The sequence below is a fragment of the Flavobacterium sp. 38-13 genome, assembly GCF_001899155.1.
Classification (GTDB): Bacteria; Bacteroidota; Bacteroidia; order Flavobacteriales; family Flavobacteriaceae; genus Flavobacterium; species Flavobacterium lindanitolerans.
Window position 1 is genome coordinate 45,954 of record NZ_MKVG01000014.1, and the last position, 19,751, is coordinate 65,704.

At 37.4% G+C, this 19,751-nt stretch carries 20 protein-coding genes; 14 read left to right on the forward strand and 6 right to left on the reverse strand.

Annotated features, from left to right (window positions below):
- Window positions 1–40: 40 nt before the first annotated feature.
- The 3 genes from BGO88_RS08620 to BGO88_RS08630 all read left to right on the forward strand — a co-directional run bounded on the left by BGO88_RS08620 (window position 41) and on the right by BGO88_RS08630 (window position 3,369).
- Window positions 41–2,299, forward strand: a complete 2,259-nt coding sequence (locus BGO88_RS08620) for a M1 family metallopeptidase (protein WP_286706614.1) — start codon at window positions 41–43, stop codon at window positions 2,297–2,299.
- Window positions 2,300–2,392: 93 nt separating this feature from the next.
- Entirely contained in the window at window positions 2,393–2,764 is a 372-nt protein-coding gene (locus BGO88_RS08625) for a Sec-independent protein translocase subunit TatA/TatB (protein WP_056068273.1), read from the forward strand.
- Window positions 2,764–3,369: a phosphatase PAP2 family protein gene (locus BGO88_RS08630; protein WP_308842162.1), complete on the forward strand. Its 606-nt coding sequence runs from the start codon at window positions 2,764–2,766 to the stop codon at window positions 3,367–3,369. Before BGO88_RS08625 ends, BGO88_RS08630 begins: the two co-directional genes overlap by 1 nt.
- A 1-nt stretch (window position 3,370) precedes the next feature.
- On the opposite strand, the gene BGO88_RS08635 is transcribed toward BGO88_RS08630, so the two are convergent.
- A complete protein-coding gene (locus BGO88_RS08635; RefSeq protein WP_101471329.1) occupies window positions 3,371–4,012 on the reverse strand; it encodes an O-methyltransferase in 642 nt (213 codons plus the stop codon).
- A gap of 77 nt (window positions 4,013–4,089) precedes the next feature.
- On the opposite strand from BGO88_RS08635, the gene rlmN reads away from it, so the two are divergent.
- Window positions 4,090–5,133, forward strand: coding sequence for a dual-specificity RNA methyltransferase RlmN (gene rlmN / locus BGO88_RS08640; RefSeq protein WP_056068279.1), 1,044 nt, complete (start codon window positions 4,090–4,092; stop codon window positions 5,131–5,133).
- Between the two features lie 552 nt (window positions 5,134–5,685).
- Here rlmN and BGO88_RS08645 read toward each other — a convergent pair.
- Window positions 5,686–6,348 (reverse strand): hypothetical protein, encoded by a 663-nt coding sequence (locus tag BGO88_RS08645; RefSeq protein ID WP_286706615.1) that lies wholly within the window; start codon window positions 6,346–6,348, stop codon window positions 5,686–5,688.
- A gap of 203 nt (window positions 6,349–6,551) precedes the next feature.
- Here BGO88_RS08645 and BGO88_RS08650 point away from each other — a divergent pair, with 203 nt between their 5' ends.
- The 6 genes from BGO88_RS08650 (at window position 6,552) to dnaG (ending at window position 13,407) form a co-directional block, all read left to right on the forward strand.
- Complete coding sequence (locus BGO88_RS08650; protein ID WP_286706616.1) at window positions 6,552–7,532, forward strand: polyprenyl synthetase family protein; 981 nt, start codon at window positions 6,552–6,554, stop codon at window positions 7,530–7,532.
- A gap of 86 nt (window positions 7,533–7,618) precedes the next feature.
- Window positions 7,619–8,803, forward strand: coding sequence for an aspartyl protease family protein (locus BGO88_RS08655; RefSeq protein WP_286706617.1), 1,185 nt, complete (start codon window positions 7,619–7,621; stop codon window positions 8,801–8,803).
- 151 nt (window positions 8,804–8,954) lie between these two features.
- On the forward strand, window positions 8,955–9,515 hold the full coding sequence (locus tag BGO88_RS08660; protein ID WP_056068286.1) for an RNA polymerase sigma factor: 561 nt from the start codon (window positions 8,955–8,957) through the stop codon (window positions 9,513–9,515).
- On the forward strand, window positions 9,502–10,212 hold the full coding sequence (locus tag BGO88_RS08665) for a hypothetical protein (RefSeq protein WP_286706618.1): 711 nt from the start codon (window positions 9,502–9,504) through the stop codon (window positions 10,210–10,212). The genes BGO88_RS08660 and BGO88_RS08665 overlap by 14 nt, the downstream gene beginning before the upstream one ends.
- A 30-nt stretch (window positions 10,213–10,242) precedes the next feature.
- A complete protein-coding gene (locus tag BGO88_RS08670; RefSeq protein WP_056068290.1) occupies window positions 10,243–11,292 on the forward strand; it encodes a hypothetical protein in 1,050 nt (349 codons plus the stop codon).
- 138 nt (window positions 11,293–11,430) lie between these two features.
- Window positions 11,431–13,407 (forward strand): DNA primase, encoded by a 1,977-nt coding sequence (gene dnaG / locus BGO88_RS08675; protein WP_101471339.1) that lies wholly within the window; start codon window positions 11,431–11,433, stop codon window positions 13,405–13,407.
- 2 nt (window positions 13,408–13,409) lie between these two features.
- Here the strand turns inward: dnaG and BGO88_RS08680 are convergent, their stop codons facing one another.
- Both BGO88_RS08680 and nadE read right to left on the reverse strand, forming a co-directional pair.
- Window positions 13,410–14,039, reverse strand: coding sequence for a response regulator transcription factor (locus BGO88_RS08680; RefSeq protein WP_056068294.1), 630 nt, complete (start codon window positions 14,037–14,039; stop codon window positions 13,410–13,412).
- Between the two features lie 84 nt (window positions 14,040–14,123).
- Window positions 14,124–14,930, reverse strand: a complete 807-nt coding sequence (nadE, locus tag BGO88_RS08685) for an NAD(+) synthase (protein ID WP_286706619.1) — start codon at window positions 14,928–14,930, stop codon at window positions 14,124–14,126.
- A 125-nt stretch (window positions 14,931–15,055) separates the two neighbouring features.
- Between nadE and gldB the strand changes: the two genes are divergently transcribed.
- The gene (gene gldB / locus BGO88_RS08690; protein WP_286706620.1) at window positions 15,056–16,015 is read left to right on the forward strand and encodes a gliding motility lipoprotein GldB; all 960 of its coding nucleotides are present in this window, start codon (window positions 15,056–15,058) and stop codon (window positions 16,013–16,015) included.
- Window positions 16,015–16,353 carry a gliding motility protein GldC gene (gldC, locus tag BGO88_RS08695; RefSeq protein ID WP_056068299.1) on the forward strand — a complete coding sequence of 113 codons (339 nt, stop codon included), beginning with the start codon at window positions 16,015–16,017 and terminating at the stop codon, window positions 16,351–16,353. The genes gldB and gldC overlap by 1 nt, the downstream gene beginning before the upstream one ends.
- 50 nt (window positions 16,354–16,403) lie before the next feature.
- Here gldC and yihA read toward each other — a convergent pair whose 3' ends face one another.
- Both yihA and BGO88_RS08705 read right to left on the reverse strand, forming a co-directional pair.
- Window positions 16,404–17,024, reverse strand: coding sequence for a ribosome biogenesis GTP-binding protein YihA/YsxC (gene yihA / locus BGO88_RS08700; protein WP_056068301.1), 621 nt, complete (start codon window positions 17,022–17,024; stop codon window positions 16,404–16,406).
- A 98-nt stretch (window positions 17,025–17,122) separates the two neighbouring features.
- Window positions 17,123–17,887: an alpha/beta fold hydrolase gene (locus tag BGO88_RS08705; protein ID WP_056068303.1), complete on the reverse strand. Its 765-nt coding sequence runs from the start codon at window positions 17,885–17,887 to the stop codon at window positions 17,123–17,125.
- 431 nt (window positions 17,888–18,318) lie between these two features.
- Between BGO88_RS08705 and mraZ the strand changes: the two genes are divergently transcribed.
- Together mraZ and rsmH are read left to right on the forward strand one after the other, a co-directional pair.
- Complete coding sequence (gene mraZ / locus BGO88_RS08710; RefSeq protein ID WP_056068305.1) at window positions 18,319–18,792, forward strand: division/cell wall cluster transcriptional repressor MraZ; 474 nt, start codon at window positions 18,319–18,321, stop codon at window positions 18,790–18,792.
- The gene (gene rsmH / locus BGO88_RS08715; protein ID WP_286706621.1) at window positions 18,767–19,675 is read left to right on the forward strand and encodes a 16S rRNA (cytosine(1402)-N(4))-methyltransferase RsmH; all 909 of its coding nucleotides are present in this window, start codon (window positions 18,767–18,769) and stop codon (window positions 19,673–19,675) included. Before mraZ ends, rsmH begins: the two co-directional genes overlap by 26 nt.
- The last annotated feature ends 76 nt before the right edge of the window (window positions 19,676–19,751 follow it).

Sequence of the window (19,751 nt, forward strand, 5' to 3'; positions counted from 1 at the left end):
AATTGATTAAATTTCAATCTTAAAATAACCCAACTCCTCCATGAAAAAAATAATTTTTCTATTCGCGATGCTTCCTGCGGTGTTCTTTGCGCAAGAAACAAAAAATACGGAAAAGAAGCGCGAGCCTGGGAAATACGATACCAACAAATTCAGCCAGATGTATGATTTGATGGCCACGCCTAATATGTTTCGAACAGCATCGGGAGCGCCAGGTCCGGCCTATTATCAGCAACAGGCAGATTATAAGATGAACATCGAATTGGATGACCGTAATGCAAGGCTTTATGGAACGGAAACCATTACCTATCATAACAACTCGCCGGATAATCTGGAATATTTATGGGTGCAGCTCGACCAAAATCAAAAAGCGAAAGACTCGGAATCACCTTTGGTAGATAATCAAAAAATGGATAAGGCAATGACTCCGGCCGGGTTTTCGAAAAAATTTCTGGAAGAAAAACCGGAAAGAGGTTTTGTGATTGAATATGTAAAAGATGCGAAGGGCAATCCGATGAAATATACCATCAACCATACCATGATGCGTATTGATTTGCCGAAACCTTTGAAATCAAAAGAAAAAATCTCATTTTCTATAAAATGGTGGTTCAATATCAATAATTATAGGGTAGAGGGAGGACGTTCCGGTTATGAGCATTTTGATAAAGATGGTAATAACCTGTATGTACTTGCCCAATTCTATCCAAGAATGGCCGTCTATAATGATGTAGAAGGTTGGCAGAACATGCAGTTTTGGGGTTCGGGAGAATTTGCCCTTCCGTTTGGGAATTTTGAAGTAAATATCACCGTTCCTGCAGACCATATTCTGGAAGCGACGGGTGACTTGCTGAACAGGAAAGAAGTTTTCACTGCAGAACAGTTTAAGCGATATCAGTTGGCAGAAAAAACCTATGACAAGCCGGTTGTGGTAGTTACTCAGGAAGAGGCAGAAGCAGCTTCAAAAGGTTTCTCAGACAAGAAAAAAACATGGAAATTCAGTGCAAAATACGTGCGTGATTTTGGAATTTCAACTTCAAGAAAATTTATCTATGACGCCATGGCTGTAAAGCTTTCGGAAAAGTCAGTAATGGCCATATCATTATATCCGCCGGAAGCCAACCCGCTTTGGGGCGAATATTCAACAAAAACGGTTGCCCATACCTTAAAAAGTTATTCCTCACACACGTTTGACTATCCTTATCCAAAAGCAATTTCGATTTCTGCCGAAGACCAGGGAATGGAATATCCTATGATTTGCTGGAATTACGGACGTCCTGATGAAAACGGATTCGTAAGCGAAAGAATAAAATACGGCATGCAAAGCGTGATTATTCATGAAGTAGGGCATAACTTTTTCCCGATGATTGTCAATTCTGATGAACGCCAATGGACCTGGATGGACGAAGGATTGAATACTTTCCTGCAGTATTTGGCAGAACAGGAATTAAGCCCGAGTTATCCTTCACAAAGAGGACCCGCGGCTAAGATTGTTCCGTATATGAGCGGACCGCAGAATTTTTTAGAGCCAATTATGTCAAATTCGGAAACAATACACCAATTTGGGGCCAATGCCTATGCCAAGCCTGCCACAGGATTGAACATATTGCGTGAAACCATTATGGGGAAAGAATTGTTTGACTATGCATTCAAGACCTATGCCAACCGTTGGAAATTTAAACACCCTACGCCGGAAGACTTTTTCAGAACCATGGAAGATGCTTCGGCGGTTGATTTGGACTGGTTCTGGAGAGGGTGGTTTTATTCTACAGATTATGTTGATATAGGAATCCAAAATGTGAAAGAATATTATGTTACGGCAGAAGCACCAAAAGAAACTAAAGATGTCAATATAAGAAAGGGACGTTTTAATAAAGAGGAAGGGCCGTTCGTTTATATGGTTTCGTCAGATTCTGAAGGTTTTAATAAAAAGAATATAAAACCTTTGGATGTTAATGATATAAAAGTGTTGTCTGACTTTATTCAGGAAAAATATACACAGGAAGAAAGAAGCAAACTCAAATCCCCAAAATATTTTTACGAAGTTGCTTTTGAAAAGCCAGGAGGTATGCTAATGCCAATTTTGGTACAGCTGGTTTATGAAGACGGTACCACGGAAGATTTTAATTTTCCGGTACAAATATGGAGGAAAGGCAATCAGGTAGTGTCCCGTGTTTTTGCAACAGATAAAAAAGTAGCTAAGATTAAGCTGGACCCAAAATTACAGACCGCAGATATTGATTTAGAGAACAATTCATGGCCAAGAGAGAAGGCTAAATCTAAATTTGACGAACTGGAGGATTAAGTTAAAATCATATTAAAAAAGAACAGTAAAGCAATAAAGCTAAGACCGCGGTTGTTTTTTTGCTGTATCTTTGCGAGAATAAAATACAAGATTATGTTTGGTATCGGAGGATCGGAATTAGTATTCATCATATTTATAGCCATAATGCTTTTTGGGGCAGATAAAATTCCGGAAGTAGCAAGAACTTTGGGAAAAGGAATGCAGCAGCTTAAAAATGCAACAGACGATATTAAAACTGAAATTCACAAGACAGCTTCAGAAAATGGTTTGGATACCCAATCATTAACAGGCGGTTTTTCTGAAGAAATCAGTAAGGTAAAAGAAAATTTCAATAAAATTATTGAAAACTCCAACGATAACAGTTTTGGTTTGGACAAAATAACACAAGATATCAATTCAGAAATTACGAAAGTAAAAGAAGATATCGAAACGATGGAAGGACCTATAAAAAGACAGGATAGATAATGGAGACATTGTTAGAACTTGATAGAAACCTGTTTATTTATCTCAATAGTCTCGGCTCTGAAACGTTCGACGGTTTCTGGTTATTTATTACAAAACAGATCAACTGGATTCCAATTTTTGCTATCATACTCTATTTGGTTTTCAAAAATCTGGGCTGGAGGCACGCCCTGATGATAATTGTAGTTATGGCTTTACTGATTACATTGACAGACCAAACAACAAATCTTTTCAAAAACGGCTTCCAAAGATTACGGCCGGGAAGCGACCCTGACCTTGCAGGCCTGATTCGTGCCGTACAGACAAGAAAATCCTTTAGCTTTATTTCCGGCCATGCATCCAACTCAATGGCTGCTGCCTTTTTTCTTTATAAAGTATTGAAGCCTTACCTTAAATATATGGGCTTTATCTTCTTGTGGCCGCTGATTTTTGCCTACAGCAGGATTTATCTCGGACTGCATTATCCGGGAGATATTCTTTGCGGATATGTATGGGGAATTTTAATGGCAATGATCATGCTGCGATTATATGCTTACTTAAGGGATAAATACTTTCCACAAAAAGAATACGTCGACAATCCGACTAATGATGAACCTATACGAAATTAGGTTATAAAACCCTGCTTACGGTTAATCCGTCGCGGATAGGAAGCAATACGGTTTCAATTCTCGGGTCGTCTTTCAGTTTTTTATTATATTCTAAAAGTACGTTGGTACTTATGTCTTTCGGATTTGGTGTTTCCAATACCTTGCCACTCCATAACACATTATCAGAAAGAATAATACCTCCCTTATTCATTATAGGTACTATCATGTCAAAATAGTTCAGATAATTATCCTTGTCGGCATCAATAAAAACCAGGTCAAATTTCTTTCCGAGTGTAGGTATAATTTCCAATGCATTTCCCAAATGCTGTGTTATTTGGTTTTTCCATGGCGACAGGTCGAAATATTTTTTTTGAATGCTAAGTAATTCTTCATTAATATCAATAGTGTCGATGGAACCGTTTTCCTTCATTCCTTCTGCAAGGCATAAAGTGGCGTAACCTGTATAGGTTCCTATTTCAAGAATATTTTCCGGATTGACCAATTTGGAAATCATACTTAGGACTCTACCCTGAAAATGGCCGCTAAGCATTCTCGGCTGCATAATTTTTTGGAAAGTTTCCCTGTGAAGGGCTGCTAAGAGTGCAGGTTCGTTTTCAGAATGTTTTTCGACATAAAGTTCTAGCTCGGGAGAAATAAAATGCATGGTAAAAAGTTTTTACAAAATTATAAAATATTAACACTCATTAGGTACATCTCACTTTGAATATATAACTTTGCGCCATGCAAATTGAGAAGAAAGACATCAGAGCATTATCAAAAGACCAATTGAGGGAATTTTTTGTTTCAAACGGAGACAAAGCTTTTCGCGGAAATCAGGTCTATGAATGGCTTTGGAACAAAGGAGCGCATAATTTTGATGACATGACCAATGTTGCCAAAGCAACGCGTCAGATGCTGGAAGAAAATTTTGTCATCAACCATATCAGGGTCGACCAAATGCAAAAAAGTGAAGATGGAACTGTAAAAAATGCTGTCCGTCTCCATGACGGATTGGTGGTAGAATCAGTATTGATTCCTACGGAAACCAGAACAACGGCTTGCGTTTCTTCTCAGGTGGGCTGCAGCCTTGATTGTAATTTTTGTGCTACTGCAAGGCTGAAAAGAATGCGAAATCTGAATCCTGATGAAATTTATGACCAGGTAGTGGCCATCGATAATGAAAGCCGACTGTATCACAATCGTCCCTTATCGAATATCGTTTTTATGGGAATGGGAGAACCGTTGATGAACTATAACAATGTCATGAAAGCAATAGACAAGATTGTTTCGCCGGAAGGACTTGGAATGTCGCCAAAAAGAATTACGGTCTCAACCTCAGGAGTTCCTAAAATGATTAAAAAACTGGCTGACGACGAAGTGAAATTCAAACTGGCAGTTTCCCTGCATTCTGCAATTGATGAAATCCGTTCGCAAATCATGCCTTTTAGCAAAAGCTTTCCGTTGGCTGATTTGCGTGAAGCCTTAGAATATTGGTACAGCCATACCAAAAGCCGGGTTACCTATGAATATGTCGTTTGGAAAGGAATTAATGACAATAAAGCTTCCGTTGATGCTTTGGTGAAATTCTGTAAATATGTTCCGTGCAAAGTCAATCTTATCGAATACAACCCGATCGATGATGGTGAATTTCAGCAAGCTTCGGAAGAATCGATAAACGAATACATAAAAGCTTTGGAAAGAAACGATATTGTTGTGAAAGTACGCCGAAGCAGAGGAAAAGATATTGATGCCGCCTGCGGACAGTTGGCAAATAAAGAAGCTTAATTAAAAATCGAAGAATACTTCAACCCTGCCAGAGTTCCAAACTCTGGCAGGGTTTGTTTTTTACTTCTTAGGAGATTTCCGGAGTGGTACCGTGACAATAGTAAGTGCTATCGATACACCTAGAATGCTATATTGGAGATATAATAATGAGTCATCAGTGTCAAAAAATGGAATAAGTAAACCTGTATAAAGCAAACCAACTGATATAATTTGGCTAATAACCTTTTTATCGATTTTTATCTTAAACATGGCGTATAGATTAATTAAAAATTGGTAAATAGTTTGCTTAATTTTTTAAACGTAACTATTTTTCAAACAAAAACAATAGAAACAAACCCTGACAGAGTTCCAAACTCTGTCAGGGTTTGTTTCTTTACTTATTCGGGGATTTCCGGAGTGATACTGTAACAATGGTAAACACTATTGATACGCCCAAAATGATATACTGTAGGTATAATAACGAGTCATCAGTGTCAAAAATTTGAATAATCAACACCATATAAAGAAAGCTGTACGATATTATTGCGCTAATATCTTTTTTACTAATATTTTTTATTTTCTTATACATGCTTCATAATCTGCGTTAGCATCAGCTTTACAAACAATCATATTGGCCTGCACGGCAGCATATCCGATTACCGTGCTCCAGCCAAAGGAAACAAACCCTGAAGCTGCGGCAAAAGATACGCCAATCCAAAAGGTACGTTCACATCTGGCATCGTCTATTGCCCACTGCTCTTTACATGTTCTTTTAGAAGAAGTATGTGCTTCATAATTGAGTTGAGAATCTATTTCTTGCATTATGATTTCAAACCTGTCTGCTTCTGGTATTTCATAAAACTCTTTGTTGTCTCGATAAAATATCTCAGTTTGAATCGAAAGTTCTTTTGTAAGTCTAACTAGTTTGTCAGGTTTAGAGATTTTTAGTTTTTCAAAATAGCGTAATAGTTCTGCCTCGTCTTTTATATCATCAAGATTTTGGCTGGTGCTTTTTATGTCACTATTGCTTTCTTCTAAAATTGTTAGGATTTGATTGTTTAATGCGATGCATTCAGTGATAAAATCACTTAGCTTGTTATCAATAATACGTTTTTGGCTATTGATTCTTTTGTCATCTTTTAAAACACTATTTGTATTTTGTGTTTCTAGGTTTTCTTTGTCGCAGCTTAAAAGTAGGAAAGACATGGCGAATAAAATAAATACAGTTTTTTTCATGCTTGAATAAATTTATATGGCTGTTAAGTTGTAAACATAATCTTTTTTCTTTAAAAAATCAAATTTATAACAAAACAAGAATAATTATAACGCATTATGTTTTCGAAGTTTCAAACTTTGATAGCGTATTTAATGTAACTGCATCTTCTATAACCTCACAACACCTCTTGTACTTTACCACTTAAATAGTATATTTGTCCTCAATGAAAATCACGGAGCAAATAAAACAGCCGATTCTTGCCGAAATGGAACTTTTTGAGAAAAAGTTTCATGAAGCGATGTCGTCAAAAGTTGCCTTGCTCAACAGAATTACCTACTATATTGTAAACCGCAAGGGAAAACAAATGCGACCGATGTTTGTTTTCCTGACAGCCAAAATGGTTTCAGGTGGTACAGTCAACGAAAGAACCTATCGGGGGGCTTCGGTAATCGAATTAATCCACACTGCAACTTTAGTGCATGATGATGTTGTTGATGACAGTAACAGGCGTCGCGGGTTTTTCTCAATCAATGCTTTGTGGAAAAACAAAATTGCCGTTTTGGTTGGCGATTACCTGCTTTCAAAAGGACTGTTGCTTTCTATTGACAATGGTGATTTTGATTTGCTGAAAATAATTTCTGTAGCCGTAAGAGAAATGAGCGAAGGAGAATTGCTTCAAATCGAAAAAGCCAGAAGGCTGGACATTACAGAAGACATCTATTACGAAATCATACGCCAGAAAACAGCAACCTTAATTTCAGCCTGCTGTTCACTCGGAGCTTGTTCTGTAGCTCCGGAAAATGATGAGGTTATTGAAAGAATGCGCAAATTTGGTGAACTCATTGGAATGGCATTCCAGATTAAAGACGATTTGTTTGACTATACCGATGATGCTATTGGAAAACCAACCGGAATCGATATTAAAGAACAAAAGATGACGCTGCCATTGATTTATGTGCTGAATCATTGTACACCAAAAGAAAAAAGCTGGATTATCAACTCCATTAAAAATCACAATAAGGACAAAAAACGGGTAAAAGAAGTCATCTCTTTTGTAAAAGAAAATAACGGTCTGGCCTATGCAGAACAAAAAATGACCGAATTCCAGAAAGAAGCGTTGCAACTAATTCAGGATTTTCCCAACTCTCCCTACAAGGATGCGCTTACCCTGATGGTAAATTATGTGATAGAAAGAAAAAAATAATCTGTTGCTGCTGATTGTTTTTATTGCTATGCAACCTTTTTAGCCGTAATATCGTCTTTGACAGTAGAACCTAAAATCTGTCAGTCATGCGTTTCCTCTACTTCTCTTTCTTTCTTATCACACTACAGGTTTGTGCCCAAAAGCCTAAAGAAGTACTGAATTGGATTAATACTGCTCCCTCAGAGAACAAAAACTTTTATTTTGAAATTCCTTTTAGCTACCGCAATGATGAAATTGTCATCCAGGTTCGGATAGGAAATCATACCTACGATTATATTTTTGACACCGGAGGCTATAACAATATTACAGATGCCATACAGGAAAAAAACAATTTCCCGATACTGACCAGGCAGACAGTAGGAAGCAGCAATAAAATTAAAAAAGAAATCAATATTGTAAAACTGGACAGCCTGCATATTGGTCCCCTCACTTTTCATGACCTTGCCGCTTTGCAGATGAATTTTGATGAATCACCCACAATTAAATGCACGATTGATGGCGGATTGATTGGGGCGAGTATTATCAAAAATTATATCTGGCAGATTGACTATCCGAGAAAAAAAATAATTGTTACTGACCAGATTGGCAAAATAGTAAATCTGCAAAAAGCGATAAAAGTTCCGGTTACTTTTAATAGCAGACTCATGCCTTATATAGAGGTACGGATAAACGGCAAGAAAGAAAAAATGATGTTTGACCTGGGAAGTTCTACTTTGTTTAGCATGACAGAAAAAGCAGCAAAAAAGCATGATAAAGAAAATGTCTGTGAGATTATAGGAGGTGGAACAGAAGGTGGGAATGGCATTATCAAAGAATCAATTTATGTAATGAATTCAGGCAAGCTTGAAATTAAAAATCTTTATTATTCCAACAAGCCCATTCTTTATACTTCATCAAATAATGAATCCCTGATTGGCAACCCAATTATAAAAGACTATATCGTCACCCTAAATTTTAAAGATGGTGAAATGTATTTTCTTCCTGTTGAAACAGCAGATGAAGGATGGATAACTTATGGGTTTACGCTCAAATACGATAATGGAAAAACAAAAATAGCAACCTTACTAAAAGGCTCCACGGCTGAGAAAGCAGGCTTACGGATAGATGATGTAGTTGAAGGAATAAATGGTAAAAAAATAGATTGTCAGGATTTTTGTATGTGTAAAAAAACTTACAATATTCTTTTGGAAGGAAAAAATGAAATTGTCATAAGCCTAAATAAGGATGGCAAAACACAACAGATAAGACTTGAGAAGCAAAAAATATTTTAATTTAGCTCTTCTATTATAAGTAATTACAGCTTATTATATCTGATTTTTAATTTTTTTTGCTATCCATGCAACCATTTTCAAACAAGACTCGTCTATACCAATAGAACACTAATTGGAAGGTTCGATTATCAAAAAGACCCGAAAAATATAAATGAAAGTTATCGCTTTACATCAAGAAGAAAAAGACATAATCGCCCAGGCTGTAGCGAACAACAGGCATGCTCAGCAGAAGATATATGCCGGACATGCTCCCAAAATGTTAAGCGTATGCAGGCAATACATAAAAGACCTGCATCAGGCAGAAGATGTAATGATTACGGCTTTTATGAAAGTTTTTGCCAATCTGAAAAATTTTGAACACAAAGGAAGTTTTGAAGGCTGGATTAGAAGGATAATGATTAACGAATGTATTTCCTTTATAAGAGTTCAGAAAAAAGTAAAGTATATTGAAGACGAAACCTATTTCGAGGAAACCTATAACAATACAGACAGTCAGTTTAACGTGGAAGATATTCAGTTTTTGATAGACAGTCTTCCGGATGGTTACAGAATGGTTTTTAACCTTTATGCTATTGAAGGATTCAAGCATCAGGAAATTGCGAAAATGCTTGGAATTAATGAAGGAACATCTAAATCGCAATTGTCGCATGCAAGAAAAATGCTGCAGGAACAAATTAACAAACTAAAGAATTTTCAAAATGGAACTGAATAAATTAGAACAGGATTTCAAGAAGAAGCTTAATGAAAGAACTATTCAGCCTTCTGAAATGTCTTGGGACAGGCTGGACGCCATGCTGTCGGTAGCAGAAAAGAAAAGTAAGCCGAAAAAACGCACATGGCTCTATATTGCAGCCAGTTTTTTAGGGTTTTTGCTGGTCGGGACAATCTTCTTCAAACAGCCAGAAGTAGAAATCCAGACCGCTAAAGAAAAAGGAGTTGTTGTTCAGGAAAAAACAACAGAAAAACAGGGAGAGACAATAACTGTAGACGAATACAATACAAAATCATCAAATCAAATCACAACAGCAGCTGCAGGAGCCATCGCTTCAAGATTGCCGGAACAAAAGAAGGTTCAAAAAATAAAATCTTCTGCTGTTTCGCAGGAAGATAAAACTTCGCAGGTTATGCCTGAAAAAACTGAAGCGATAGCTACTGTTGAGCAAAAAGAAACGGTTAAGGCAAACAAGTATATCGAATCAGAGAAACTTTTGGCCGAAGCCGAAAACAAAATCCAATCACAATCAGTGAAGAAATATGTTGCAAAATCGAGTGTGAAAGTAGACTCTAAGGGTCTTCTTTCTGATGTTGAAGGAGAATTGAACGAAAGTTTTAGAAACAGAGTAATCAAATCAATTGGCAGAAATTATGAATCTGTCAAAACATCCCTTGCAAACAGAAACAACGAATAAACCAGATTTAATTTTTTAAAACCCAATGACATGCAAAAAATTATTTTTTATGCAATGATAATGCTATGTTTTTTAGTATCTAAAGCAATAGCACAGGAAACTTTTGAGCAAAGAGCTAAAGCGATAGCCTTGCGTATCGAAACCATTACCAAAGAAGAAAAAGACGCGCTCAAAGAGGAAGTAGAAGCTGTAAATAAATTACTCGAAAAAGGAGAAATTGACCTTGAAGAAGCAGACAAACGTAAAATGGAATTAGCGGATGTAAGGGCTAAAAATATAGAAACCAGGGTTGGTGCCGAAGAAGCAAAACTTACTGACCTGGTTAGGGAAAAGGTTGACGGAAAATTGCCGTCTGAAGGAAGAAGAACAGCGTTCAGCATTTATTGGGAAAAAGATTCGCCAAAAAGAGATTCTATAAGAAACAACAGAGGCGAGTTAAGAACAACTTCACAATTTGTTTTTGCAATAGGACTTAACAATGCACTCACAAAAGGCGACCTGGGTTCATTAGAAGGTTCAGATTACAGAATGTGGGGGTCGCATTTTTATGAATGGGGAATTGCGTTCAATACGAGATTGGCTAAAAACCATAACCTCCTGCATGCAAAATACGGACTGTCTTTGATGTACAACAATCTTAGGCCTACAGACAATCGGAGCTTTGTTGTTAATGGCGACCAGACCAACCTTGAAAGAAATCCGATTCATCTGAAAGACTCCCGTTTCAGAAACGTTTATCTGGTAGTTCCGTTGCATCTGGAATTGGATTTTACAAAAAAACGTGTTACAGAAAAGAGGACATATTTCCGCTCACACGAAAGTTTCCGATTGGGTGTTGGTGGTTATGCGGGAGTAAATGTGAAATCAAAACAGATTTTGCGATATGAAATAGACGACCATAATGTAAAAGAAAGAACCAAAGGCGATTTTAATGTTAATGATTTTATATACGGACTCAGCGCTTATGTTGGTTATGGACAGACGAGCTTGTATGTTAAATATGACCTGAATACGATTTTCCGCGACAATGAAATTGACCAGAATAATGTCTCCTTAGGAATCAGATTTGATTTTAATTAGAAAAGTTGAAGTTAGTGAATACGTTGAGAAGTGCTCATTCCCTGTTTTGGGAAATGAGCACTTTTCTTATAGTCTGCCGAATTCTGCAAGACAAAATCTTCGTATCTTTGGGCTCTTAAATCCTGATTTTTTTAGCCATTGATTGCCAAGACAACCATAGATACCGTTTTTGAAACCGCCCGTGTTGAGGAGGTCATTGGTGATTTTGTGCAATTGAAAAGAGCGGGAAGTAATTTTAAAGGACTGAGCCCGTTTTCGGATGAACGCTCGCCTTCATTTATGGTTTCTCCTGTAAAACAGATATGGAAGGATTTTAGTTCCGGAAAAGGAGGTAACGTTGTTGCTTTTTTAATGGAACATGAGCATTTTACCTATCCGGAAGCCATCAGGTACCTTGCCAAGAAATACAACATAGAAATTGAAGAAACAGAGCAGTCGCAGGAAGAAAAAGCAGAAGCTAATGAAAAGGAAAGCATGTATCTGGTTTCTGAATTTGCAAAACGCTATTTCCACGACATACTTCTCAATAATGAAGAAGGACAGGCAATTGGCTATTCTTACTTTAAGGAAAGAGGTTTTACCAACGAAACAATAAGAAAATTTGAATTGGGCTATTCGCCTGACACCTGGGATGCCTTGACTAAAGAAGCATTAGGGAAAGGCTATAAGCTGGAATATCTCGAAAAAACGGGATTGACTATTGTTAAGGAAGACAAGCAGTTTGACCGTTTTAAAGGGCGTGTGATGTTTCCTATACAGAGCATGTCGGGAAGAACGTTGGGCTTTGGTGGCCGAATTCTCGGCAACGATAAAAAAGCGGCCAAATACATGAACTCGCCGGAAAGCGACATTTACCACAAAAGTAAAGTGCTTTACGGAATCTTTTATGCCAAACAATCCATTGCCAAACTGGATAATTGTTATTTGGTTGAAGGCTATACCGATGTAATACAATTTCACCAGGCAGGCATAGAAAATGTCGTGGCATCGTCAGGAACAGCCCTGACATCAGATCAAATCCGTCTGATTAACCGATTGACAAAAAATATTACGGTACTTTTTGATGGTGATGCAGCCGGATTGAGAGCTTCCATCCGTGGAATTGACCTTATTCTGGAAGAAGGAATGAATGTAAAGGTCTGTACGTTTCCTCAGGGAGAAGACCCGGATAGCTTTGCGCGTAAAAATTCCTATGAGGAACTTGTCCGCTATCTGGATACCAATGCAAAAGATTTTATTCAGTTTAAGGCATCGCTCCTGATGGATGAATCTCAAAATGACCCTGTAAAAAAAGCGGGGCTCATTCGCGATATGGTTACGAGTATTTCAAAAATACCGGACAGAATCCAACGTGAAATCTACCTTCAGGAGACGGCAAGAATCATGGATATTTCTGAACAGGTTTTGGTCAATACACTGGCGCAGCTCATTCAGAAAGACGTAGTTGAGACAGGTAAGAAGCAGAAACAGGAGCAGAAGGCTTTTGAAGTTGTCAAAAATGAGAATCCGGAACAGTCACAAAGAATAGATGTACTCTATGAACTGGAAAGAAAAATAATAGAAATTCTTTTGCTTTATGGAAATAAGACCGAAGAATTTGAAGATGTGATACTCCGTGCAAATGAGGAAGGTGAGATAGAAGAAGTTACGGAAAAAAAAGAATATAAGGTCTACCAAAGAATTTATCTGAGCCTTCAGGAAGATGAAGTTGAATTGGCAAATCCGTTATTCCGGGAAATATATAACGATATGGTGAATTATTTCCACCAGAATGAATCGTTTAATACAGAACACTATCTCATGCATCTTGCGCCGGAATTAGCGCAAGAAGTGACAGACATATTGATGCATGAAGAAAGGGAAGTTCTTCACAATTGGGAAGGTCAAAACATTATAGTAAAGCAGAAAGACCAAACCATTGAACAATATGTTTCCGAAACAATCCTGACGTTGAGGTGGTATCTTGTTGACAGGATTATAGAGGAGTTGAAAGGAAGCATAACATCGGGTCCGGATTCAGATAATACGGAAACCTTGTCTATGGCTATGGATTATTATAAACTAATCAATTCTTTTTCATCCAAACTAGGCAGGGTAATGTCGCGTTATAGCTAAAATCAGACTATTTCAAGCGTTTTTGCCTTATTAACCAAGTCAACCAGGTTAGTTACATTTAATTTCGTAAGAAGCCTTAATTTGTAGGTACTCACTGTTTTTTCGTTTAAGTCAAGAATTTTGGCAATTTCCTTATTCTTTTTTCCATCGCTCAAATAGCGTAATACCTCAATTTCACGTGTAGAAAGTTTTCTGTACAAACGCTCTGATTTGTTTCTTTTTCCAATCAGGGCAAGATTTTTCTTTACGGTTTCGCTAAAAACAACAGCGCCTCCGTAAACTTTTATCAATGCGGATGCAAGATTCTCTAATTTGGAAGTTTTGTGGATGTAGGCAGAAACACCTGCTTTCAGAGCATTCGGGGCATACATTTGCTCGGAAAGATTTGTGAAAATCACAATCTTTGTTGAAGGATAATCTTTAACCATTCCTTTTATAAGGTTGATGCTGGACAGACCTTCCAAATCCAAATCCAAAATAACAATATCAACAGACTTTTTATTGAGGATATCTTCTAAAGTAGTAAAGTCTTCAGCATGGCCAACAATGCTGATTTCTGAATTGTCTTTAAAGTAGGATTTAATCCCGTAGTGGACGATGGGATGATTATCGGCTAAACATATTTTAATCATAATTCATTTTTTTTAAATTTAAACTGATAAATCTATAGTAAATTTAGTTAAATTTTTTCAAATTAAATAAAGGTTGTATGAAAATCATTTCAAATGTTTCGGAATTTCGCAAACAGGAATCGGAATCATTTTATGTTGATTTACGTAATTAAGTCTTTTATAGATTGAAAAAACTTCTGCTTTTCTTCCGGTAAAATCGGTTGCCTCTTTTCCTTGTTCAACGGCCTTCATGGCCCATTCCAATTCATCATAACTTGCGCCAAGCTGGTCTTCGTCACTTCTGTCGTCTCCAAAAAGCCCGTCGGTTGGAGCAGCAATCAGAATGGATTCAGGAACCCCCATGTATTCCGCAAGCTGATACACTTCAGATTTCATCAAATCAGCAATAGGACTTACGTCTACACCGCCATCGCCATATTTTGTGTAAAAACCTACCCCGAAATCTTCAACTTTGTTTCCGGTTCCGGCAACCAGCCTTCCGTGAATTCCGGCGTGATAATATAAAGTAGTCATGCGCAGACGTGCTCTGGTATTGGCGAGAGAGAGATGTAATTTTTTTTCATCATCGCTGGCGGGAACTACACTTTTAAAAATCTCAAAAACAGTCGTCAGGTTGGTTTCAACACTTTCTACGTTTAAGTATTTCTTTTTTAATTGCTCAATATGCTCCCTTCCTCTGGAAACCTGGCTTGGTGCCTGGTGGATAGGCATTTCGACGCAAAGGGTTGGCATGCCGGTAGCGGCACACAATGTAGAAGTAACGGCAGAATCAACACCGCCGGAAATTCCAACAACAAAACCGTTTACTTTTGCGTTTGTAGCATAGTCCTTTAGCCAATTTACAATGTGGGATGTAACCTTATCGGCCTGAAGCGTATTGTTTTTTTGCATTACAATTTTATTAATTAGATTGTTGAAGTGTATATTTGCACTTTAAATTTTATCTATTAAAGTTAAACAAAACAATTCATAATTTAAGGTTAAGATTTAATACAAAAATACTAACAAAAATATAAATGAGAAAACTTGCCTTTTTATTGATGTTTACTCTCTTTTTCATCTCCTGTGATAAAAAAGATAAAGTAGAAAAAGCAATAGAAGAAGTTCCTGTGGAACTTACTGTAGAACGTTTTGATAAAGTTTTTTATGAATCGGACCCGAATGAGCTGTCAAAAATAAAACAGCAATTCCCGTATTTTTTTCCTGAGGGAAATGAAGATACGGTTTGGATCAATAAAATGAAAAACCCACTGCTAAAGCAGGTGCATGATGAGGTTCAGAAAAAATTTGGCAATTTTCAGAAAGAAAGAGGCGATTTGGAAGAGCTTTTCCGTCATATAAAATACTATTTTCCGGAAACGCGACTGCCAAAGGTCGTAACGCTGATTTCGGAAGTAGATACGGATAATAAAGTTATCTATGCGGATAGCCTGCTGCTTGTATCATTAGATGTGTATCTTGGCAAAGACCATGAGTTTTATACTGGTTTCCCGGAATACCAAAGAAAGACTTTTGAAAAATCACAACTGCTTTCAGATGTGGTTTCGAGTTTTGCAATACGAAAAATTGTACCGCCAACAGACAGAACATTGCTTTCGCAGATGATTTATTTTGGTAAAGAATTGTACATGAAAGACCTGTTGATTCCGCAGATTTCAGATGCAGATAAAATTGGCTATACGCCGGAACAGATTGCATGGAGCCAGGAAAATGAAGGATACATCTGGCGTTATTTTGTTGATGAGAAACTATTATACGATTCTGACCCGAAATTACCGGGAAGATTTATCAATCCGGCACCATTCTCCAAATTTTATCTGGAAATAGATAACGAATCTCCGGGACAGATAGGAAGATGGATTGGATGGCAGATAGTTCGTTCTTATATGAAAAACAATGACGTATCTTTGCAGCAATTATTGCAGACCGATGCAAAAGAAATTTTTGATAAATCCAAATACAAACCTAAAAAGTAATGTCTAAAAAAATAACCTCTGAAATAAAAATAACAGTTGAACTGGATGAAAACAGAGTGCCGGAAAAACTTTTCTGGGCAGCTCAGGATGGCGGTGTAGTTCAGGAAGAATCCAAAGCCATGATGCTTTCATTCTGGGATAGCAACGTGCAGGAAACGATGAGAATCGACCTTTGGACAAAAGACATGCCGGTTGATGAAATGAAGAAATTCTTTCACCAAAGCCTTGTTGCTATGGCAGACACTTTCCAAAGAGCTACAGACGATGAGAAAATGTCAGATACCATGAGAGATTTTTGCGATTATTTCGCAGAAAAAATGGATTTGAAGGCAAAATAAATATTGCCCAAATAAAAAAAAATACGGACTCAATTTGAGTCCGTATTTTTTTAAAAATTATTCAGGTCTTTGAATACTTCCGTATTGATTTCTTCAATATAAGTTAACAGCTTTTCCTTTCCGGTTCCATCGGCAGAGGAGGTGATAAAATAGGGAGGCATTTCTTCCCAATTGCTCGCCAGAAGTTTTTTGCGATAGGCCGCTACATGTGAATCGATTTTAGTCTTGCTGATTTTGTCGGCTTTGGTAAAAATGATACAGAAAGGAACTTCAATTTCTCCCAAATAAGTTATGAATTCCAAATCAATAGCCTGTGCTTCCAGACGGATGTCAATTAATACGAAAGCGCAGACCAGCTGCTCTCTCTTTTCAAAATAATCGGTAATGAATTTCTGGAATACTTCCTTGGTCTTTTTTGAAACCCGGGCATAACCATAACCCGGTAAATCCACCAAAAACCAGTTGCTGTTGATTTTAAAATGATTGATAAGCTGTGTTTTTCCGGGTCTTCCTGAAGTTTTTGCCAGATTTTTATGATTGGTCAGCATATTGATTAGGGAAGACTTCCCTACATTCGACCTTCCAATAAACGCATACTCAGGAAGGCGTTCCTGAGGGCATTTGCTGACTTCGGAATTGCTTATAATAAATTCGGCGGAATTGATTTTCATAACAGTTATTCGATTTCTGCAAAGGTAGTCAAAAAAAATAACCGCGGTTTTCTGGAAAGGAATCCGTAAAACCGCGGTTATTTATATAGGCTAAAAAATTATAGATGTGTCTTTTGCAGCCAATCGTGCATCAATCTGTTGAATTCATCCGGATGTTCCATCATTGGGGCATGTCCGCATTTGTCAATCCAGTAAAGACTTGAGTTTGGCAATAACTGGTGGAATTCTTCAGCAACCTCCGGAGGTGTTACTTTGTCATTTTTCCCCCAAATGATGCAGGTAGGAACGTGCATTTTTGGCAAATCCTTTGCCATGTTATGGCGAATGGCGCTTTTGGCTATCGTTAAGGTTTTGATTAATTTGATTCTGTCATTGGCCATGGCATAGACTTCATCAACAATTTCTTTGGTGGCTATTTTTGGGTCATAAAAAACATCGCCGGCTTTTTTCTGGATGTATTCATAATCGCCCCGGCGCGGATAACTGTCACCCATGGCGCTTTCATAAAGACCTGAGCTTCCTGTTATTACCAGTCCAAGCATTTTTTCAGGATACATTTTGGTGTGGTACAGGGCAATATGGCCGCCCAATGAATTTCCTAAAAGTATCACACGCTCAAAACCTTTGTAGGTAATAAAATCTTTAACATATTTGGCAAAGGCTTTTACATTGGTTTTTAGGATGCTTTGCGTGTAGATGGGCAATTCGGGGATGACAACTTTATATCCTTGTTTTGGGAAATATTCTGCAACGCCGTCAAAATTGCTTAATCCTCCCATAAGTCCATGAAGGATAACGATGGGTGTTCCTTCACCGGTTTCAAAATATTTGTATTTACCTTCTTTTATTAAGTGTTCTTCCATTGATTGTTTTAGGCATTTCAAATTCACACAAATATATGATTTTATAGATAAAAACGAATTTTTGTATTGATAATTTACTTTTAAAATTTCAGCTTATTTTTTAATGCTGTAAGTAATTTCTAACGAAAACGTTTTTTCTGGGCCTTCGGAACCTAAAGTGGTATCAGTCAATTATTTCGGTTTTTTATTCTTGTGGTTTCGTTTTAAAAAATGCGTAAAATTTTTAATGTAAATCACAAATCTCTTATTGAATTTATCGGCAAAATTAAATTTAGCTAAAGTATTAGCAATAAAACCTGATATTTTGAGTGGCTGATTTGTGTCGAATTCGAGTGTAATGTGGTAAAACTTATCAACAAAGTGGTAGATTGTGGTAAATTGTGGTAATTATTTTTCTACATTTGCTATGAAACAATGAAAAACGTAACTCATTGAATACCATTATCGGAACATATGAATGTAAGATAGATGCCAAAGGGCGTGTGCTTCTGCCTGCTCCTTTGAAAAAGCAGCTGACGGATTCATTGAATGATGGTTTCGTGTTGAAACGTTCCGTGTTTCAGCCTTGTTTGGAACTTTATCCAATGGCAGAGTGGAATTTGATGATGCAGAAAATCAATAAGCTGAATCGCTTCGTGAAGAAGAACAATGATTTCATCAGACGCTTTACTGCCGGAGTGAAAGTGGTGGAGATTGATAATCTGGGAAGGCTTCTGATTCCGAAAGACCTGACGGCTTTTGGAAATATCTCAAAAGATTTGGTATTGTCTTCGGCGGTAAATATTGTTGAAATCTGGGATAAGGACTTGTATGAAAAATCAATTTCAGGCGATGATGTAGATTTTGCAGATTTGGCTGAAGATGTAATGGGAAATATAAATGATGACGACAATGGAATATCATAATCCGGTTTTGCTGAAAGAAACTGTAGACGGTTTGGATATCAAGCCGGATGGGGTGTATGTGGATGTGACTTTCGGAGGCGGCGGTCATTCAAAAGAAATCCTGAGGCGTTTAGGGCCTGAAGGAAAGCTGTTTGCTTTTGACCAGGATGAAGATGCGTTGGCGAATGCTCTTGATGACGACAGATTTACGCTGATTAATGAGAATTTCAGGTTTATCAAAAGGTTTTTAAGATTCCACAATGTGAAAAGCGTTGATGGAATTTTGGCTGATTTAGGGGTGTCTTCTCATCAGTTTGACGTAGCTGAAAGAGGTTTTTCAACGCGTTTTGATGCGGAGCTGGATATGAGAATGAGCCAAAAAAATGATTTGAGTGCTTATACTGTAGTTAATGGTTATGACGAGGCAAACCTGCGTCGTGTATTTTATGACTATGGTGAGCTGAAAAATGCTCCTGCCATTGCAAGGGTGATTTTAGAAGCTAGGGAGCATGGTGACATAAGAAATACAGAGCAATTAAAGATAGTCTTGGGCCGTTTTTTACCGGCGCACAAAAGCAATAAGATTTTGGCGCAGATGTATCAGGCTATCCGTATTGAAGTAAACCAGGAAATGGATGTCTTAAAAGAGTTTTTAGAGCAATCTCTGGAAATATTAAAACCGGGCGGACGCCTGAGCGTGATTTCCTATCACTCTCTTGAAGACCGTTTGGTGAAAAGATACATCAAAAACGGAATGTTTGAAGGTGAGCCGGAACGTGATTTCTTCGGGAATTTTTCGGTTCCATTCAAAACAATAGGGAAATTGATTGTTCCTGATGAAGAAGAAATCAGGGTAAACAATAGGGCGAGAAGTGCAAAATTGAGGATAGCAGAAAAGATATAGTATTTAGATGTAAGATTTATGATTTAAGATTTTAGGTAATGGGTCAAACTAGCCAAAATCATAAATCCAAAATCAT

What these genes read in the sequence shown, in the direction of transcription:
- gldC (WP_056068299.1), top strand. Translation starts at nt 16,015, where the DNA reads ATGTCTAAAAAAATAACCTCTGAAATAAAAATAACAGTTGAACTGGAT.
- BGO88_RS08665 (WP_286706618.1), top strand. Translation starts at nt 9,502, where the DNA reads ATGGAACTGAATAAATTAGAACAGGATTTCAAGAAGAAGCTTAATGAA.
- BGO88_RS08655 (WP_286706617.1), top strand. Translation starts at nt 7,619, where the DNA reads ATGCGTTTCCTCTACTTCTCTTTCTTTCTTATCACACTACAGGTTTGT.
- nadE (WP_286706619.1), bottom strand. Translation starts at nt 14,930, where the DNA reads ATGCAAAAAAACAATACGCTTCAGGCCGATAAGGTTACATCCCACATT.
- rlmN (WP_056068279.1), top strand. Translation starts at nt 4,090, where the DNA reads ATGCAAATTGAGAAGAAAGACATCAGAGCATTATCAAAAGACCAATTG.
- rsmH (WP_286706621.1), top strand. Translation starts at nt 18,767, where the DNA reads ATGATGACGACAATGGAATATCATAATCCGGTTTTGCTGAAAGAAACT.
- BGO88_RS08660 (WP_056068286.1), top strand. Translation starts at nt 8,955, where the DNA reads ATGAAAGTTATCGCTTTACATCAAGAAGAAAAAGACATAATCGCCCAG.
- BGO88_RS08635 (WP_101471329.1), bottom strand. Translation starts at nt 4,012, where the DNA reads ATGCATTTTATTTCTCCCGAGCTAGAACTTTATGTCGAAAAACATTCT.
- gldB (WP_286706620.1), top strand. Translation starts at nt 15,056, where the DNA reads ATGAGAAAACTTGCCTTTTTATTGATGTTTACTCTCTTTTTCATCTCC.
- BGO88_RS08680 (WP_056068294.1), bottom strand. Translation starts at nt 14,039, where the DNA reads ATGATTAAAATATGTTTAGCCGATAATCATCCCATCGTCCACTACGGG.
- BGO88_RS08705 (WP_056068303.1), bottom strand. Translation starts at nt 17,887, where the DNA reads ATGGAAGAACACTTAATAAAAGAAGGTAAATACAAATATTTTGAAACC.
- BGO88_RS08625 (WP_056068273.1), top strand. Translation starts at nt 2,393, where the DNA reads ATGTTTGGTATCGGAGGATCGGAATTAGTATTCATCATATTTATAGCC.
- BGO88_RS08645 (WP_286706615.1), bottom strand. Translation starts at nt 6,348, where the DNA reads ATGAAAAAAACTGTATTTATTTTATTCGCCATGTCTTTCCTACTTTTA.
- BGO88_RS08630 (WP_308842162.1), top strand. Translation starts at nt 2,764, where the DNA reads ATGGAGACATTGTTAGAACTTGATAGAAACCTGTTTATTTATCTCAAT.
- BGO88_RS08670 (WP_056068290.1), top strand. Translation starts at nt 10,243, where the DNA reads ATGCAAAAAATTATTTTTTATGCAATGATAATGCTATGTTTTTTAGTA.
- BGO88_RS08620 (WP_286706614.1), top strand. Translation starts at nt 41, where the DNA reads ATGAAAAAAATAATTTTTCTATTCGCGATGCTTCCTGCGGTGTTCTTT.
- BGO88_RS08650 (WP_286706616.1), top strand. Translation starts at nt 6,552, where the DNA reads ATGAAAATCACGGAGCAAATAAAACAGCCGATTCTTGCCGAAATGGAA.
- yihA (WP_056068301.1), bottom strand. Translation starts at nt 17,024, where the DNA reads ATGAAAATCAATTCCGCCGAATTTATTATAAGCAATTCCGAAGTCAGC.